Origin of the sequence: Flavobacterium sp. RSSB_23 (assembly GCF_051547145.1) — a bacterium.
Lineage (GTDB): Bacteria > Bacteroidota > Bacteroidia > Flavobacteriales > Flavobacteriaceae > Flavobacterium.
Window position 1 is genome coordinate 715936 of record NZ_JBPTTO010000002.1, and the last position, 18668, is coordinate 734603.

Genomic DNA, 18668 nt, shown 5'->3' on the forward strand with positions numbered 1-18668 from the left:
TATGAGTAATTTTATTCTTGCGGGTCTTTTTACAGAAGGGACAACTGATGTCAGGTTTTTATCAAGTGTTGTAGAAAGGACATTAATAGATGTTGTTTTTGAATGTGCAGGAGAATTTGAAACAAAAGTAGAGGTTATTACGATTAATAAATCTGGATTGAATTTTAATCAACAGATTATTGAAGCTTCAAGATTTGCTTTTGATAAGTTTGGTGTTGTGTTTTTATTTGTTCATACTGATTCCGATGCTTCAACAGATGAATTAATTTTTAGAACAAAAATAGTTCCTGCACAAGAGAGTCTTTTGCTACAAGATGATATGCATTGTAAGCATATTGTTGCAATTGTTCCAATTCAAATGACAGAATCTTGGATGTTAGCAGATAAAAATCTATTGAAAGAAGAAATTGGTATAGAAAAAACCGATGCGGAATTAGGTATTCATCTTAACCCAGAAGTGATAACGAATCCCAAAAGTCTAATTGAGAATATAATTAGATTATCTAAAGAAGATCTGCCAAAAAGAAGAAGAAATAGAGGGTTAAATATTTCTGATTTGTATCAAATTATTGGTCAAAAAATTGAAATCTCCGAATTAGAAAAATTACCTTCTTATGTAAAATTTAAAAATTCTCTTATTGATAAATTGAGGGAGTTAAATTATTACTACAGATAAATTGAGAACTATTATCCAAAGAGTAGGGAATGCCTCAGTAATAGTTGAGAGCAAAGTAGTAGCTGAAATTCAAAAAGGGCTGTTGGTTTTTGTTGGAATCGAAGATGCCGATACTCAAGAAGATTTAGATTGGTTAGTGACCAAAATTACCCAGCTTCGCATTTTTGGCGATGAAAATGAGGTAATGAACCTTTCTATTCAAGATGTTGGTGGAGATGTGCTTGTGGTTAGCCAGTTTACACTACACGCGGCGACTAAAAAAGGGAATCGCCCTTCGTATATCAAAGCAGCAAAACCTGATATCGCCATTCCTATGTATGAGCGTTTCGTGAAAGCCTTAGAGAGCAAATTAGGAAAAAAAGTACCTACCGGTATTTTTGGTGCGGACATGAAAGTGTTATTGTTAAATGATGGGCCAGTAACCATTCAAATAGACTCAAAAAATAGAGAATAATTTATTTTTTTATTACAATAATTACTATATATTTGAGTACCACAAATTAAAGTCAGAAAAACAAATTCAATTGCTTCAGCTGTAAATAGTTGGGGCTTTTTATTTTTTTATTAATTTGTTAAACCCCATCTGACTTTATGAATCGTAAGTTGTTTTCGTTTGTTTTTTTGTTCATTTTCTCCTTTTGTGTTCGAGCCCAAGATGCTAAATATGAAGTGTCGTCCATTCCAGATAGTTTAAAAACGAATGCTAATGCTGTTTTGCGATTGAACCAATTAGATATTGCCATCGTTTCGCAGCGCAAAATGGAAATTAAAACTAAAAAGGTTGTGACAGTATTCAATGAGGCTGGGATGAGCGCATTGGATGCTTATGCGCATTATGATAAATCGACTAGTATTTCTAGTATACAAGCCATCATATTGGACCCAATGGGTAATGAACTAAAAAAGTTAAAAAGAAAAGACTTTAAAGATCATAGCGCAGTTGATGGCGGTACAATTTTTTCGGACAACAGAGTGTTGTATTTAGAGTATACACCCATCAATTATCCGTTTACAATGGTTTTTGAATGTGAAACAGAAACTTCTACTACTGCTTTTATTCCACAATGGTTTCCCTTGCCTGAATATTTGTTGAGTGTCGAAAAAAGTGTTTTGAATGTAACCTTTCCAAATAACTTAGGCTTTAAGAAAAAAGAAAGCAATTTTTCGAACAAGAATATCCAAAAAACAATCGATACCGCAACTCAGCTAAGTTATACTGCTACCAATTTAGTAGCAATGAAACCAGAGGATTATAGTCCTTATTTTTACGATGTTTTGCCAAGAGTAATAATGGGATTAGAATCTTTCCACCTCGAAGGGGTTGATGGAAATGCCAAAACCTGGGAAGATTTTGGTAAGTGGTACTCTAGCAAAATTTTGTCAGGAACAATTGATTTGCCGCCAACAACTGTTTCCAAAATAAAAGAGTTAGTTGGGACAGAACAAGACCCTATAAAAAAGGCAAGAATTGTATATGATTTCGTTCAGCAAAAAGTACGATATATTAGTATTCAAGTCGGAATTGGAGGTTGGAAACCTATGCTTGCTTCTGATGTAGATCGATTGGGATATGGGGATTGTAAAGCCTTAACCAATTATACTCAGGCCTTATTAAAAGCAGTTGATGTGCCATCTTATTACACTATTTTGTACGGCGATAGAAAGCGAATTAATATTGATGCCGATTTTGTTTCAATGCAAGGCAATCACATCATTCTGACGATTCCTGTTGGCAATCAATATACTTGGTTAGAATGTACTAGTCAATCGAATCCTTTTGGTTACCAAGCCGAGTTTACAGATGATCGCGATGTGTTAATAATTAAGCCAGAAGGAGGAGAAATCATACATACAAAAGTTTATCCAGCCAATGAGAATTCGCAATTAAGTAAAGGTTCTTATACGATAGCCTCTAATGGAGATTTTTCGGGCGAAATCCAAATCGTATCTCAAGGAACCCAGTATGGAGATAAAGAGAGCGTTGTACATATGCAGCCTGATCAAAAAGAAAAGCATTACAAAGAATTCTGGGATGATATCAATAATTTGAAAATTGATAAAATCACTTTCGAAAATAATAAAAATGAGATTCGCTTTGTAGAGAATGCAAAGTTGTCCGCTACGAAATATGGCACATTTACTGCCGATAAAATGATGGTAACTGTAAACGCTTTTAATCGCATTTCAAGTGGTGTAAAACGAATTAGAAACCGTAAAACACCTTTTGAAATTGCACGTGGGTTTTATGATGAGGATGAAATTACCATTCATTTACCTACAGATTTTGCTTTAGAATTTATCCCACCAGCCTTTGAAAGCAAAACCAAATTTGGCACTTACTCTATCTCATTTGTAAAAAAAGAGGATCATGCTTTAGTTTATAAGAGAGTCTTGTTGGTTAATACAGGAAAATATACCAACAAAGAGTATGATGACTACCGTCTTTTTATGGAAAAAGTAAGTCAAAATGATAACACCAAAATTGTCCTAACCAAAACCCTTTAATTTTTATGAAAATTACTAAAATTATTATCTATTCATTTGTTTTGTTATTCAATCTTACTTGTTTAGCGCAAAACTTTGAATTAGGAAAAGTTTCAATTGCTGAACTTGAAGAAAAACATCATCCAAAAGATACTTCTGCAGTAGCAGCTATATTGTTTAAAAAAGGAAGAACTTCATTTGAATATTCCCAAGAGAATGGTTTTATGATTCAAACTGTTGTGAATGTTAGAATTAAGATTTATAAAAAAGAAGGGTACGATTGGGCTAACAAGACTATTAACTACTCAATAGATTCATCTCCTAAAGAGTCACTAGATTTTTCGGATGCGGTAACTTATAATTTGGTTAATGGAAAAATTGAGAAAACGAAATTAAAAAGTGACGGAATTTTTGTTGAAAAAATTAATAAGTACTGGAATAGAAAAAAAATCACAATGCCGAATGTGAAGGAAGGCTCAGTAATTGAATATGAATATTCAATACGAACACCTAATAAAGTGCATCCTAGAGACTGGGATTTCCAAACTGCTATACCAGTAAATTATTGTGAATACAAGACTTCAATTCCAGAGTATTATAGTTATAACTCTTCAACAAAAGGTTTTATAACTCCCAAAGTAAATGTGATGAAGAATAGCAAATCTATAACTATAACTTCAAAGGAACGATCCCAAGGTCCAGGCTTAAGTTCATCTAGAACTAGTTTTTCTAACGATGTTTATACTTATATGGAAACAACTACTACTTATATCGCAGAGCATCTTCCAGCAATGAAAAATGAGAGTTTCGTCAATAATATTGATAATTATACAAGTAGCTTGGTTCAAGAACTAGCAACCATTCAATTCCCAGGTGAACCCATAAAATCTTTTGCAACCGACTGGAATTCGGTAGTTAAAACTATTTATGATTACGAAGATTTTGGACCTGAGTTAAATAAAACAGGTTATTTTGAAGATGAAATCAAAGCCTTGATTGCTCCATTGAATTCTCCAGAAGAAAAGATTGCTGCAATTTTTACTTATGTGAAGAATAATGTAAAATGGAATGGATTCCTAGGATACTATTGTGAGCAAGGAGTAAGAACGGCCTTCAAAAATAAAGCGGGTAATGTTGGAGATATTAACTTGATGCTTACGGCTATGTTACGTTTTGCAGGGATAGAAGCCAATCCAGTCTTGGTGAGTACAAGAGATAACGGAATTGCTTTATTCCCAAGTAGAACAGCTTTTGATTACGTAATTGTTGCAATTGAGAATCCTAATGGATTGGTATTATTAGATGCTACTGAGGCGAATTCGATGCCTAATATTCTTCCTACTCGTGATTTGAACTGGATGGGACGCTTAATCAGAAAAGATGGGTCTTCTTCTGAAGTAGATTTAATGCCAAAAGCACTGTCTAATGATGCGATAACTATGAGCTACACAGTTGATCCTACAGGGAAAGTAACAGGAAAAATGCAACGACAGTTAACGCATTACAATGCAATGTTATTTAGAAACCGTGTAAACGGTGAAAATCAAGATGCCTATTTAGAAAAATTAGAAAACGAAAATGGGAAAATTGAAATTGAAGATTACAAAAGGGTCAATGAGAAAGAATTAAATGCTCCTTTAGGTGAAATTTTCTCTTTTACAGGCTCAAATTTATGTGATGTCATTCAGGATAAGATTTATATTAATCCTTTGTTGTTTTACACTTATAAAGAGAATCCATTTAAGCAAGAAACCAGAGAGTATCCAATAGATTATAGTTATCCTTTTACAGACCGATATGCAATTAATATTCAAATTCCTGAGGGATATGTGGTAGAGAGTGTTCCTGCACCTGTAAATATGGTGATGCAAGACGATTTAGGAGGGTTCAAGTTTTTGACTAATGTGGCTGGAAATATGATTCAACTTTCTGTGCAACATCAAATAAAAGTGCCAATTGTAGCCTCTGATTATTATGAAATGCTAAAAGAATACTACCAAAAAATGATTGAAAAGGAAAACGAAAAAATCGTCTTGAAAAAAGCTTAATGATAAGAAAAATAGTCACATTATTATTTGTCTTGAGTTTTGCAATAAATGGCAAAGCTCAAGACTTTCAATTAGGAAAAGTTACGATTGAAGAGCTTCAAGAAAAACAACATCCCAAAGATACGTCAGCGGTGGCGGCAGTTTTGTTTAAAAAAGCAAGAACTTTTTTTACTTATACAGTCAAAGAGGGATTTATAGCAAATCATGAAGTTCAATATCGCATTAAAATTTATAAAAAAGAAGGGTTGAAATGGGCAACCTTCGAAGTACCCTATTATGTAGGGTATAAAGAATACATACCAGACATTGTAAAATTTTCGGAGGCTTATAGTTATAATTTGGAACAAAATAAAGTTGTAAAAACCAAATTGAATAATGAGGGTAGTTTCAAAGAACAAATCAATAAAAATTGGAAAAAGGCTACAATTACTTTTCCTGATGTAAAAGAAGGTACTGTGATTGAGTTTAAATACATTCACAAGTCTGAGAATATTTTTAAGTTCCCCGATATTGAACTTCAGTATGATATTCCTGTGAATAGTTTTGTTTATAAAACACAAATTCCGGAGGTCTACATTTATAAAAGTATTCTAAAAGGAAAACAAGAGGTCAAAACTGTCTATGATGTGTCTTCTGGATCTAGCAATTATGAGGATGAACTCGGACAGTCAGCTACTTTAAGATACAAGCAAATAAATTCAACATTTTCTGCCCAAGATATTCCAGCTTTTTATCCAGAAAAGTTTGTTGATAATCACGACAATTATAAAGTAGCGATTCAACAAGAGTTGGAAAGAATTCGTTATACTGATAAACCCGACAAGGATTATTCTGTAACATGGGAGGGAGTTGCCAAAACCATTTACAAAGAAAAAGAGTTTGGTGAAGAGCTAAAACTGAGTGATTATTTTATGCCTTATCTTCAACAATGTTTGAATGGAAAATCTTCCGAGATAGAAAAAATGGATGCTATTTTTAAATATGTCCAAGGTCGAATGAATTGGGATAACAGATATGGTGTATATACCGATAAAGGTGTTAAAAAAGCATTTGAAAGTCAAACAGGAAATATTGCAGAAATAAATTTTATCCTGATTAATATGTTAAACGGGGCTGGAATTCAAGCGAATCCTGTTTTGGTAAGCACTCTTGATAATGGTGTTCCTGTTTTTCCTGGTAGAACGGGCTTTAACTATGTAATTGCTTCTGCATTTGTTGATGGGAAAACGTATTTGTTAGATGTCTCAAATAAAAATACAGCACCGAATATTTACCCACTTTCATTAATCAATTGGTCGGGTAGAAAAGTCTTGTCCGACGGTACTTCAAGCGAAGTGAGTATGACAGATGTGGCTACTTCAAGAAATATGTATGGAATAAATGCAAAGTTAGATGCTCAAGGTGTCCTGGAAGGGTCTTTGAGAAACCAAAAGACCGATTTTGAGGCACTGAGTTTTAGAGAAAAAAATGCGCATCTAAATCATGAAGCGCAGATAGAAAGGTTAGAAAATCAATTTAATGGATTACAGCTAATTGATTATTCTATAGAAAATGCTAAAACAGATTTGTCTAAGCCTCTTGTGGAGTCGTATTCTTTTAAAATAGAAAACGCTTTTGATAGGATTGGAGGAAAGTTTTTTATTTCCCCATTGTTGTTTTTTACGACTCAGAAGAATCCATTTATAGCAGAAGAAAGAAAAATGCCGATATATTTTGGGTTTCCTAAACAAGATAAGTATGTGATTAACTTAGAAATTCCAGAAGGGTATGTTGTAGAATCTTTACCTTCACCTCTAAGAATTATGGCTCAAGATGGTATTGGGTCGTTTTCTTGTAATGCACAAGTTGTCAATCAAAATATTCAAATTGTTGTTACGAATGAAATAAGTAAAGTGCTAGTTGATGCTTCATTATATCCTATGCTAAAAGACTATTATCAAAAAATCATCGAAAAACAGAACGAAAAAATCGTCTTGAAAAAGACTTAGTAGTCTTTGTTTCGACTATCAATCCTTCCAAACTTTTACAGACTTTAGTTACCTTTGGAGCAAAATAAGCTATTATGAACTTGAAAAATGCACAACTAGACGTAGATAATTGGATTAAAGAACACGGCGTTCGCTATTTTAACGAACTGACCAATATGGCACAACTCACCGAAGAAGTAGGCGAGGTAGCCCGAATCATCGCTCGCCGTTATGGAGAACAGTCCGAAAAAGAAAGCGATAAAAATAAAGATTTAGGCGAAGAATTGGCCGATGTTGTTTTTGTTGTATTGTGTTTAGCCAATCAAACAGGAATCGATTTACAAGCCGCATTTGATAAAAAAATGGATTTGAAATCTGTTCGAGATAAAAATCGTCACAAAAACAACGAAAAACTCAAATAATATGTGAAGGCTAAATTGTGAATTGTGAGTTGTGAATTGTAAATTGCACCCCAAAAAAATAGTGGAGTTGCCTATCAATTCACAACTCACAACTCATATTTAAAGCCATGAATTTACAACTACATTCTGCAATTTCAACTCTTAATGCTACTATTTCAATCACAGGTTCCAAAAGCGAAACCAATAGATTGTTATTGTTGCAGGCATTATATCCCAATCTTGTTTTGGCGAATACTTCCAATTCTGATGATTCAGAAGTGATGACCAAAGCCTTGCAGAATGTACAACTTTCAGGTACAGATGCTCAACTCGTAGATATTCATCACGCAGGAACTGCAATGCGTTTCTTAACGGCTTTTTTTGCAGTAAGCGAAGGAAAAGAGGTGGTATTGACAGGCTCTCAGAGAATGACAGAGCGTCCTATAAAAGTATTGGTTGAAGCTTTACAACAGTTAGGTGCTCAGATAGCTTACGAAAAAGAAGTAGGATTTCCACCTATCCGCATCAAAGGGCAAAAAATAACCCAATCCAAAGTTAGTATTCCTGCCAATGTGAGTAGTCAATACATTTCGGCACTTTTGCTAGTAGCTCCAAAACTAGAAAACGGAATCGAATTGACATTGGTTGGCGAAATTACTTCTGTTCCTTATATCAAAATGACCTTGGCTTTGCTGAATGAAATTGGTGTTGAAACCAAATTCGAAGAAAATGTCATCACAGTCAAACCTTTAACCACAAACTCAAAACAGCAAACCTTAACAGTAGAATCCGATTGGAGTTCTGCGTCTTACTTTTTCAGTTTGGCAGCTTTGTCTAGCGAAGCTACTATCGTATTGAGTAGCTATAAAGAATCAAGTTTGCAAGGCGATTCTGCTTTGGTTGAAATCTACGCCAAAATGGGAGTCGAAGCTCGTTTTGAAGCAAACCAATTGACCTTAGTAAAACAACTTAATTTCGAGTATCAATCGGTTACTTTCGATTTAAATAACACTCCCGATATTGCACAAACCATCGTCGTTACTTGTTTAGGGCTAGGTATAGGCTGCCATTTGACGGGATTGCATACCCTAAAAATCAAAGAAACCGACCGCTTGGAAGCGCTACGAATTGAACTAACTAAACTAGGTGCAAGTATATCAGTTACTAACGATAGTTTGACCCTAGAACCAACTCAAGAAATACTTGAAAATATCGCCATAGATACCTATAACGACCATCGTATGGCTATGGCTTTTGCTCCTTTAGCCTTACGCGTTCCTATTATTATCAACAATGCTGAGGTGGTTTCTAAGTCGTATCCAGATTTCTGGACAGATTTAACAACTCTTGGATTTCAATCTGCTGAGGTCTAATTTAATGTTCTAATCTACAACGCTTTTCTTTTTATTCAATTTGCAAAGTAAAGCGTTGTAAAGAGGCGTGTTTGTTGCGAAAACTAAAATAAACACCAAAACACTTGACAACGCCTATTTCGTAATCGTATATTTGCAGCCAGATTTTTATTAAGTCAGCAAGTCTTAATATTTACTTCTAATATCTTAATACTCAAATATGAAATTATCCCACTTTAACTTCAATTTACCCAAAGAACTTTTAGCCGAATTTCCTGCAGAAAACAGAGACGAATCTCGTTTAATGGTAATCGATAGAAAAAAACAAACCATCGAGCACAGAATGTTCAAAGACGTAATTGATTATTTTGATGATGGCGATGTTTTAATCTTAAACAATACCAAAGTTTTCCCTGCTCGTTTGTACGGAAATAAAGAAAAAACGGGAGCTAGAATCGAGGTTTTCTTGTTGAGAGAATTGAATGCTGAACAAAGATTATGGGATGTATTGGTAGACCCAGCTCGTAAAATCCGTATCGGAAACAAATTGTATTTTGGTGACGACGACTCTTTAGTAGCTGAGGTGATTGACAATACAACTTCTCGTGGTAGAACCCTTCGTTTTTTATATGACGGTTCTTACGAAGAATTCAGAAATAAATTGACAGAATTGGGAGAAACACCAATCCCAAAATACATTAACAGAGAGGTAACTCCAGAAGATGCAGACCGTTACCAAACTATTTATGCTAAAGAAGAAGGAGCTGTAGCTGCACCAACAGCAGGTTTGCATTTCTCAAAACATCTTTTAAAACGTTTGGAAATCAAAGGCGCAAAATTTGCTGAAGTGACTTTACACGTAGGTTTAGGAACTTTCAACCCTGTTGAGGTAGAAGATTTATCCAAACACAAAATGGATTCTGAAGAGTTAAAAATTACTCAAGAAGCTTGTGATATTGTGAACGAAGCGAAAGCCAACAAGAAAAGAATTTGTGCTGTTGGAACCACTTCAATGCGTGCAATCGAAAGTTCAGTTTCTTCTCAAAACACTTTAAATCCTTACGATGGTTGGACCAATAAATTCATCTTTCCACCGCACGATTTCAGTATTGCTACCTGTATGATTACCAATTTTCATACGCCAAAATCAACGTTGTTAATGATGATTTCTGCTTTTTGTGGTCACGATTTAATGCGCAAAGCTTATGACGAAGCCATCAAAGAAGGATACAAATTCTACTCATACGGAGACGCGATGTTGATTCTCTAATTGAAACTTATAAAATTTTAATCTCGTCAGCAATGGCGAGATTTTTTTTGGGCGTATTACGGGCTGTACATTACAATAAAAAGCGCTGGCACTAACTATTGCTCCTACTGCGGGAGCTTCCGTTGGTCGCTTCCTCGTTAGGGCAATACTACAGTGCCAGCGCTCTTTATTTCCATTACCATCCCTAACGCAACTCCTTTTCAAAACACATTTTTGCAATTTGTAGCTAACCTTTTTTTACTACATTTACCCCTCAAAACAACACTTATGAATTTCAAAAATACGCTCGAATTTGCACAGCAATTAGATGCACAAGATTCGTTGAGAAGCTATCAAAACGAATTTATTTTCCCGCAAGTCAATAACAAAAAAGTAATCTATTTTACAGGAAACTCTCTTGGATTGCAACCCAAAAGAACCAAATCCTATGTTGATGAAGTAATGAACGATTGGGCCAATCTTGCCGTTGAAGGTCATTTCTATGCCGACAAACCTTGGTGGGATTATCACGAACGTTTTGCAGCACCATTGAGTAAAATTGTAGGTGCTTTGCCTAGCGAAGTAACGGTGATGAATACCTTAACGGTCAATCTTCACTTGTTGATGGTTTCTTTTTATAAGCCTACGGCTAAAAGGTATAAAATCATTTGCGAAGAAAAAGCCTTTCCTTCAGATCAATATATGTTTCAGAGTCAGGTGCAATTTCACGCTCAAAACAGTGGAATTAACACAAATGATGCCATAGTTGAAATCAAGCGTCGAGAAGGAGAACATAACATTCGACTCGAAGACATTATTAGTAAAATAAACGAAGTAGGCGATGAGCTAGCGTTGGTTTTAATTGGAGGAGTGAACTATTACACCGGCCAAGTTTTTGATATCAAAACCATCACTGCTGCTGGGCATCGCGTAGGTGCAAAAGTAGGATGGGATTTAGCACACGCTGCCGGAAATATCAAACTAGAACTACACGATTGGGAGGTAGATTTTGCCGCTTGGTGCAGTTACAAATATATGAACTCAGGCCCCGGAAATGCTTCGGGTTGTTTTGTGCATCAAAAACATCACAACGATAGTACCTTGTCTAGATTTGCGGGTTGGTGGGGACATAACAAAGAAAGACGTTTCAAAATGGAACCTCAATTTGACCCTGTTCACGGTGCTGATGGTTGGCAAATTAGTAATTTGCCTATTTTATCCTTAGCACCTTATTTGGCTTCAGTTCATTTATTTGACGAAGTTGGGATGGAGGCATTGATTGCAAAACGTGACCATATTACTTCTTATTTAGAATTTATTTTACACGAAATAGATAAAGAAGTAGACAGTACTTTTGAGATTATCACTCCAAGTAATCCTGAGGAACGAGCTTCGCAATTGTCAGTTTTTTTACACGGTGAAGGACGCAGTTTGTTCGATTATTTGATGAAAAATGGTGTAATCACAGATTGGAGAGAACCCAACGTTATTCGTTTAGCACCCGTTCCTTTGTATACTTCTTATGAAGATATGTACCATTTTGGACAAATCCTCAAGCGTGGTATTTTAGAGAAAAAGTAATGATATACCTATAAAATCCAAAAGTCGGCTAGAATAATCTAGCCGACTTTTTTATGTAATAAAATGAACAGGAACGACAAAATATAGGGAGAAGCTTATAACTAATTCAGGTGCTTCTATACTCATAAAATCTAGTATAGGTACATACTAAATGGTGTTTTGAGTAGCATTCATTTGTCTCAAACGCTGCTAATTCTACTATTCTTTATTTTACTTCTATAAAATTTAATTCTTGTTGAAACGCGTGTAATTGCATTTCGAGTTCTTTAGTTATCGATTCAAAATAGCTTGTTTTTGGTAGCAGATTTTGATAATAACTAATTCCTTCTAACATATTTTTTTTGAATGATTGCAGTTTTTTTACTTGTGCCGCAGTTGATTCTGAAGCAACAGTTTTGCATTCATTTTTGAAATAATCCAAGTACATTTTTAGTTCTTTGATGAACACGTTTGGACGATTAGTCACTCGAAGTACAGTATCATTTCCATAAATGTGTTGAATCATTTTTTTCAACGAAACCTCTTGGTCAAAATAAGCTAAATTCGGTCCAGGACATACTACAATTCCTTGGTCTTGCCCTTTTATTGGAATATTGTTCTCCAAGTAAGAAGCATTGGCTAATCCAACACAAAGGCAAGATTTTTCGGTAATGCTGTTTTTGCAACTTTCATATTGTTCTAGGCTGAGCGTTTGCTTTTTTTCTTCAAGAGTAGCCAATTGCTCGTCTTGAAATTTTTTCGAAGCGGTACAAATACCATTGCCCTCTGCGTCTTTATGCAAAGCCAAGAATTTCTTTGGACACGAACTGCCTGCTTTATTGGCTTGAATTCGTTTTTCTCTTACGATTTCATTGGTCGTTCCTCTCAAAGTATTGAACGGTACGCCTAGAGGGGAAATGTGACTCAAATAAAAATCATTTTCTTTGGCTTCCGCCAATAATTTTCGGGTATTGTTGTCTACAGAAGTAGCTTCGGGAACCAATAAAAATGGGGAACCCCATCCAACAGAGTCTACCTGATAATGTTCTAATAAAAAGTTATGTTCGGAAGCTGTTCCTACACCACCTTGAACCGTAATTTTTAATTCTAATGGGGATTCTGGTACCGGAAGTTCTTTTTGTCCCAATGCTTTAACCATTAAATCGTGTGCTGATTGGATGAGTTGCTCTTTCTTTTGTTTGAATTCTTCCAAAATGGGACCTAGTAAAAAACCATCGGTGGCAAAAGCATGACCTCCACAATTTAATCCAGATTCAATACGATATTCTGAAACCCAAAGGCCTTTTTTAGCTAAAAAATTACCTTGTATCATCGCCGAACGGAAATCGCTAACTTTTAGCGTTATCTTCTTCTTTAGGGTATTATTCAAATCAGGAAAGAAACAAGAAAAGTTCTCGAAATAGCTGTACAATCTTGGATTCATTCCGGCACTTAAAACAACTGAAGAAGCTAAATTGCTATTCGCAAACCCTCTTAGAGCTGCATGAGCATCATTGAATTCTACTGGTAATTGCTCTTTGCCTACAGAATTGTCTTTGTCTAGTTTGGTCATGATATTTACATCAATGGCACCAGGTGTTAGCTGATTCTCAATGTAATGTTTTAGGTTTTCTTTAAAAGCGATACCTTCATCCATCAATTGTAAAAAACCTTTTTTTAAATCAGACGTATTGGGTAGCTGCGCGATGTAATTGTCTAAAGCCTGTTTGCTCTCAACCAATTCTGTCTTGAAGTCTTCGAATTTTTTCTTTACAATACGGTCAACAAGATTGAGATAGGATGTGATTCGTTCAGCTCTATAGTCGTGAATTTTCTGTGTGATTTCTTTGTAAGGAACCTCAAATTTTTCGCTGTAAAAAGCATTCATTTTTTCGATTAATTCATCATCCGCAATTGAAATTACCGAAGAAATTCCATAATGAGCTACGCGAATAGGACTGTCTATAGTATAAGCCAATCCCATCACAGGGATGTGAAAAGTATGTGGTGATTTTTTGTTGGTCATCTATTTATAGCATTTTATTCCCTGCAAATATTGTCAATTGCATTGGTTAAAAAACTGATAAATATCATACAGGTCTAATAATCATTGATATTGGTGATGATGTCTTGCGCTTTTTGCTTGATTTGGTACAATTCTTCTGGTTTTATTTTATTCAATAAATTGAGCATCATGGCCATTCTCTGGTTACCTTGAAAGAATTCTTTTTTATCATCAAGAAAGTTCCAATACAATGCATTGAACGGACAAGCTTTGTCTTCAGTTTTTTGCTTTACATTGTAGTGACATTTTCCACAATAATTACTCATTTTGTTGATGTAATTTCCTGAGGAAACATAGGGTTTTGTAGCCAATATTCCTCCATCAGCGTATTGCGACATGCCACGGGTATTGGGTAATTCTACCCATTCGATTGCATCTATGTAAACGCCTAGATACCAAGCATCCACTTCGTCGGGATGGGTTTGAGTAAGTAGACTAAAGTTGCCAATAACCATTAATCGTTGGATATGGTGTGCATAGGCATCTTCTAAACTTTGTTGTATGGCGTGATGCAGACAGTTCATTTTGGTTTGACCATCCCAAAAGAAATTAGGTAAAGGATTGAAGTTTTCTAGTTTATTTAATGACGAATAGTTTGGCATTTCTTTCCAGTAAATCCCCCGAACATATTCACGCCAACCTAAAATTTGACGAACAAATCCTTCTATTTGTGATAGGCTAATTGTGCTTTCGTTTTTATGATAATAGGATACCGCCGTTTGAATTACTTCCTTTGGTGAAAGCATTTTGCTGTTTAATGCAAACGATAATCTAGAGTGAAAAAGAAACTTTTCTTGGGTATGCATTGCATCTTCATAATCGCCAAAATGACTCAGTAGGTGGTTGCAAAAATACTCTAGCATTTCGAGACATTCTGTTCTTGAGGTCGGCCACACAAATTTTTCAGAATCAATGAAGCCAAAAGTGCTTATGCCTGCTCGATTGATTTCTTCAATGACTTCAGTTACCTCTTTTTGAAATTCAATGTTTTTAGGAATAGGAACCTCACCACCATATTTTTTGCGATTCTCTTGGTCAAAATTCCATTGATTGCCAATTGGTGTGTCGCCATGCATTAGTACATTATGTTTTTTTCGCATTTGGCGATAAAAGGATTCCATTAAAAGTGTCTTTTTACCATGAAAAAAAGAGGCTAATTCTTCTCTTGATGTATAAAAATGTTCCGTATCGAATGCTTCTGATGGTATTTTTAAACCTTCACAAATAGTTTTTAGTTGTTGGTCTAAACGGTATTCATCAGGCAATTGGTATTCAAATTTTTCAATACCAAATTGATTAATACACTGATTGATTATTTTATCTAAGTCTTGTAAGTTTTCTGGGTCGTTGATGTTGTAGTACTTTACTTTGTGTCCTTTAGATTGTAATTTTTCTGAAAAATTACGCATCGAAAGGAAAAAAGCGACTACTTTTTGAATGTGATGTTTTACATAATTGGTTTCCTGAAGCATTTCGGCCATCAGATAGATACAATCACTTTCTGGAGTAGTATACCAGGTGTGTTGTTCATTGAGTTGGTCTCCTAAGATGAGTCGTAGTTTTACCATTATTCAAAAAAAGAAGCAGTAGGTTGGTCTTTTCTCGCATATTTGAAGCGGTCTACTAATTTTGGAAGACAATAGCCATCCAAACCATTTAGTGTAATTACGTTTGCTTTGTCTAGTTGTAACCAGCTGTCTTTGTGTTGCAATTCTTCCTCAAAAAATAAATGCTCGATGGAGGCAATTACGTGAATGGTGTCATTTTCTTTGATGTAATATTCATTCACAAATTTGCAGTATAGTTGCACTGGGCTCCCTTTTACAAAAGGAATCGGAAAATTGTCTTTGTATTCCTCAATTAAATTGGTTTTGTCAAATTCTGAAACACCAGTATCATAGTTGGCTGATGTATGGTGCGCATCGGCAATCATATCTAACGTGATGTGATTTACGGTAAAATAACCAGTCTCCATAATATTTTTATAAGTGTCTCTGGGGACTGTTGTAGGACGCATAATAAATCCAATTAGAGCAGGGCTACTCCCTAAATGTGTAATACTACTAAATACTGCCACATTAGTATCTCCTTCTATAGATTTGGTAGCAATCAAATTGGCAGACTTATATCCTGTACATGAATTGATAAGGTTCAGTTTCGAAATCTTATCCATTTGTACGATGCTTTCTTTGGTTAAATGCTTCATGGTTTTTTTTGTCAAAGATAATTTTTGTTTAGCTATTTTGAATATTTATTAAACAAAATTTGCATATATTTATGATTTTTTTGACAAAAGATTCCTTTGTTCGTTTGTTTCTTTGATGAATGTCATTAGGATTCCTTTATATTTGTTTTTCTAATTTGTTAAAAATGAATTGCGAATGTCTTTCTTGATGCTTGAAATCAATTAGGACAACACAATTAAATCATAGCCTATAATAAAATTCACACCATGAGAGTAGTTAAAAAAATTGCCCTATTTCTTTTCTTGTTTTTAATTGTTTTAGTATTGGCTTTAGTAGGCTATGCTTTTTACACCAAACCTAAATATGACGGTGAACTTGCTTTGAAAAATATAGAGAAGACTACCACTGTATATTTTGATGATTTTGGAGTACCTCATATTTATGCTAATAGTCAAAAAGATGCGATGGTAGCTTTGGGTTATGTGCATGCTCAAGACCGTTTATGGCAAATGGAATTGATGCGACGCATTGCTCCCGGAAGATTGTCTGAGATTTTCGGTTCAGTTGCGTTGCAAAATGACATGTTTTTTGCGGGTTTAGGCATAGAAGAAGCTTCTGAAATTGCCATTGCCAAATTGGATAAAAACGGGAAAGACTATCAATTAGCCATGGCTTATTTAGATGGAATTAATCAATATCTAGAAGAGGGAACTACACCTATTGAGTTTCATTTAGTTGGGGTTAAAAAAGAAAAATTCACCCTCAAAGATGTCTATAATATTTTTGGATACATGTCATTCAGCTTTGCAATGGCGCAAAAAACAGACCCTTTATTGACTGATATTCGTGACCAATTAGGACCAGAATACCTGAAAGATTTTGGTTTGGACGGTTCTTTGGGAAATACTAGAATCAAAAATGCGAAAGTGGATACAAAAGAATATTCGGCAATAGCAAAATCAGTAACTGCATTGCTTGACCAATCCCCAATTCCACCTTTTATTGGAAGTAACAGTTGGGTTATTGCTCCGCCAAAAACTGAGAACGGTAAAGTTATTTTTGCCAATGACCCTCATATTGGATTTTCTCAACCAGCTACTTGGTATGAAGCCCATATCGTCACACCTGATTTTGAATTGTACGGTTATTATTTAGCTGGAACGCCATATCCGCTTTTGGGACACAATAGGAAGTATGCTTATGGTTTGACAATGTTCGAAAATGATGATTTGGATTTGTACAAAGAAGAAAACAAAGTTGATGATGCCAATAGTTATTTGACTCCAAAAGGGTATCAAAAATATACCATTCAGAACAAAATTATAAAAGTCAAAGATTCATCTTCGGTCAATTTGAAAGTGAAAATTAGCCGTCATGGGCCTATTGTAAATGATTTAATCAAAGGTTTGAATGCTAAGCAACCCGTAGCGCTTTCTTGGATTTATACACAACAACCTATTCAGATTTTAGATGCAGTGTATCGATTGTCTCACGCGCAAAATATAGCAGATTTTCAGAAAGGTGTAGCATTAATAGCTGCTCCTGGATTGAACGTTATGTATGGTGATGCGAGAGGAAATGTGGCTTGGTGGGCAACAGGTAAATTATACAAACACCAACCTGGGGTGAATCCAAATTTTATTTTGAATGGGGCATCAGGTAAAGAAGATATTGCTGAGTATTTGGACTTTTCTAAAAACCCATCGGCCGTAAATCCATCATGGAATTATGTCTATTCGGCCAACAACCAACCCGAAGCTGTTGATGGTTTTCTTTATCCAGGATATTATCTTCCAGAAGATAGAGCCAAGCGAATTACAACGCTTTTAGATGCCAAACAAAAATGGAATAAACAAGCCGTAAGCCAGATGATAGTTGATAATACTTCTTCAACAGTAACCGAGACGCTTAAAGTGATGATGGCTTCTATTGCCACCGAATCACTTTCAGAAAATCAAAAACAAGCATTTACTATCTTGAAGGATTGGAAAGGTGATAGTAATCTTAACCAAGTGGCTCCAACAATTTACAACAAATGGCTTTATTTGTATTTGAAGAATACCTTTGAAGACGAATTAGGTAAAGATAAATTCGAGCAGTTTTTAGGAACACATATCGGGAAACAAGTAGCTACAAAGCTAATTGCGAATCCTAATTCGATTTGGTGGGATGATAGCACTACAAAAGGAACCAAAGAAACGCAAGCTTTTATTTTGAAAAAGTCATACAAAGAAGCCGTAGTGGCTCTCGAAAAGCAATTAGGTACTAACGTCGCATTTTGGACTTGGAACAAAGTACATACAGTAGAACATCAACATCCGTTAGGTAAGGTCAGTGCATTGAAGCCAATTTTTAATGTGGGTCCTTTTGAAATTGCGGGCACTAACGAAGTGATTAACAATTTGATGTTTGGACTGAATGCCTCAGGGAATTATAAAGTGACTGGAGGACCTTCCACCAGAAGAGTTATCGATTTTTCGGATGTAGAAAATAGTTGGAGTATCATCCCTACTGGTCAATCTGGTAATCCAATGAGTGCTCATTATGCCGACCAAACGCAATTGTATAACGAAGGCAAATTCAGAAAAATGAAAATGAATAAAGCCGAAATCGTTACAACTTCAACAAAATTAATCTTTAATCCCGTTAAAAAATAGATTTTTATAAAGGGGATACCCGT

Annotated in this window: 13 protein-coding genes; 10 read left to right on the forward strand and 3 right to left on the reverse strand. The window is 35.1% G+C overall.

The features are described from left to right. Window position 1 precedes the first annotated feature (1 nt). From ACSVH9_RS06570 to kynU, 9 genes are all read left to right on the forward strand, one after another. Window positions 2-676 (forward strand): hypothetical protein, encoded by a 675-nt coding sequence (locus ACSVH9_RS06570; protein ID WP_438063000.1) that lies wholly within the window; start codon window positions 2-4, stop codon window positions 674-676. 1 nt (window position 677) lies between these two features. After that, window positions 678-1130 (forward strand): D-aminoacyl-tRNA deacylase, encoded by a 453-nt coding sequence (dtd, locus tag ACSVH9_RS06575; RefSeq protein ID WP_438063001.1) that lies wholly within the window; start codon window positions 678-680, stop codon window positions 1128-1130. Between the two features lie 137 nt (window positions 1131-1267). After that, window positions 1268-3181, forward strand: a complete 1914-nt coding sequence (locus ACSVH9_RS06580; protein WP_438063002.1) for a DUF3857 domain-containing protein — start codon at window positions 1268-1270, stop codon at window positions 3179-3181. Window positions 3182-3186: 5 nt separating this feature from the next. Further along, on the forward strand, window positions 3187-5208 hold the full coding sequence (locus ACSVH9_RS06585; RefSeq protein WP_438063003.1) for a transglutaminase domain-containing protein: 2022 nt from the start codon (window positions 3187-3189) through the stop codon (window positions 5206-5208). Then, window positions 5208-7196 carry a DUF3857 domain-containing protein gene (locus ACSVH9_RS06590; protein ID WP_438063004.1) on the forward strand — a complete coding sequence of 663 codons (1989 nt, stop codon included), beginning with the start codon at window positions 5208-5210 and terminating at the stop codon, window positions 7194-7196. Before ACSVH9_RS06585 ends, ACSVH9_RS06590 begins: the two co-directional genes overlap by 1 nt. 74 nt (window positions 7197-7270) lie before the next feature. Beyond that, window positions 7271-7597, forward strand: a complete 327-nt coding sequence (locus ACSVH9_RS06595) for a nucleotide pyrophosphohydrolase (protein ID WP_298300343.1) — start codon at window positions 7271-7273, stop codon at window positions 7595-7597. Window positions 7598-7704: 107 nt separating this feature from the next. Continuing rightward, on the forward strand, window positions 7705-8949 hold the full coding sequence (aroA, locus tag ACSVH9_RS06600) for a 3-phosphoshikimate 1-carboxyvinyltransferase (protein ID WP_438063005.1): 1245 nt from the start codon (window positions 7705-7707) through the stop codon (window positions 8947-8949). Between the two features lie 199 nt (window positions 8950-9148). Next, window positions 9149-10198 carry a tRNA preQ1(34) S-adenosylmethionine ribosyltransferase-isomerase QueA gene (gene queA / locus ACSVH9_RS06605; protein ID WP_159689922.1) on the forward strand — a complete coding sequence of 350 codons (1050 nt, stop codon included), beginning with the start codon at window positions 9149-9151 and terminating at the stop codon, window positions 10196-10198. Window positions 10199-10465: 267 nt separating this feature from the next. Continuing rightward, the gene (gene kynU / locus ACSVH9_RS06610) at window positions 10466-11758 is read left to right on the forward strand and encodes a kynureninase (protein WP_438063006.1); all 1293 of its coding nucleotides are present in this window, start codon (window positions 10466-10468) and stop codon (window positions 11756-11758) included. A gap of 205 nt (window positions 11759-11963) precedes the next feature. On the opposite strand, the gene ACSVH9_RS06615 is transcribed toward kynU, so the two are convergent. The 3 genes from ACSVH9_RS06615 to ACSVH9_RS06625 form a co-directional block, all read right to left on the reverse strand. Further along, window positions 11964-13763: a hypothetical protein gene (locus ACSVH9_RS06615; protein WP_438063007.1), complete on the reverse strand. Its 1800-nt coding sequence runs from the start codon at window positions 13761-13763 to the stop codon at window positions 11964-11966. 74 nt (window positions 13764-13837) lie between these two features. Then, window positions 13838-15370, reverse strand: a complete 1533-nt coding sequence (locus ACSVH9_RS06620) for a cryptochrome/photolyase family protein (RefSeq protein WP_438063008.1) — start codon at window positions 15368-15370, stop codon at window positions 13838-13840. Continuing rightward, a complete protein-coding gene (locus ACSVH9_RS06625) occupies window positions 15370-16008 on the reverse strand; it encodes a flavin reductase family protein (RefSeq protein WP_438063009.1) in 639 nt (212 codons plus the stop codon). Before ACSVH9_RS06625 ends, ACSVH9_RS06620 begins: the two co-directional genes overlap by 1 nt. A gap of 246 nt (window positions 16009-16254) precedes the next feature. Between ACSVH9_RS06625 and ACSVH9_RS06630 the strand changes: the two genes are divergently transcribed. Further along, complete coding sequence (locus ACSVH9_RS06630; RefSeq protein WP_438063010.1) at window positions 16255-18645, forward strand: penicillin acylase family protein; 2391 nt, start codon at window positions 16255-16257, stop codon at window positions 18643-18645. Window positions 18646-18668: the final 23 nt, after the last annotated feature.

Bases quoted from the DNA above. Each gene is read 5' to 3' on its own strand.
- ACSVH9_RS06570 (WP_438063000.1), top strand. From the start codon at position 2: ATGAGTAATTTTATTCTTGCGGGTCTTTTTACAGAAGGGACAACTGAT.
- ACSVH9_RS06580 (WP_438063002.1), top strand. From the start codon at position 1,268: ATGAATCGTAAGTTGTTTTCGTTTGTTTTTTTGTTCATTTTCTCCTTT.
- ACSVH9_RS06585 (WP_438063003.1), top strand. From the start codon at position 3,187: ATGAAAATTACTAAAATTATTATCTATTCATTTGTTTTGTTATTCAAT.
- ACSVH9_RS06590 (WP_438063004.1), top strand. From the start codon at position 5,208: ATGATAAGAAAAATAGTCACATTATTATTTGTCTTGAGTTTTGCAATA.
- ACSVH9_RS06595 (WP_298300343.1), top strand. From the start codon at position 7,271: ATGAACTTGAAAAATGCACAACTAGACGTAGATAATTGGATTAAAGAA.
- aroA (WP_438063005.1), top strand. From the start codon at position 7,705: ATGAATTTACAACTACATTCTGCAATTTCAACTCTTAATGCTACTATT.
- queA (WP_159689922.1), top strand. From the start codon at position 9,149: ATGAAATTATCCCACTTTAACTTCAATTTACCCAAAGAACTTTTAGCC.
- kynU (WP_438063006.1), top strand. From the start codon at position 10,466: ATGAATTTCAAAAATACGCTCGAATTTGCACAGCAATTAGATGCACAA.
- ACSVH9_RS06615 (WP_438063007.1), bottom strand. From the start codon at position 13,763: ATGACCAACAAAAAATCACCACATACTTTTCACATCCCTGTGATGGGA.
- ACSVH9_RS06620 (WP_438063008.1), bottom strand. From the start codon at position 15,370: ATGGTAAAACTACGACTCATCTTAGGAGACCAACTCAATGAACAACAC.
- ACSVH9_RS06625 (WP_438063009.1), bottom strand. From the start codon at position 16,008: ATGAAGCATTTAACCAAAGAAAGCATCGTACAAATGGATAAGATTTCG.
- ACSVH9_RS06630 (WP_438063010.1), top strand. From the start codon at position 16,255: ATGAGAGTAGTTAAAAAAATTGCCCTATTTCTTTTCTTGTTTTTAATT.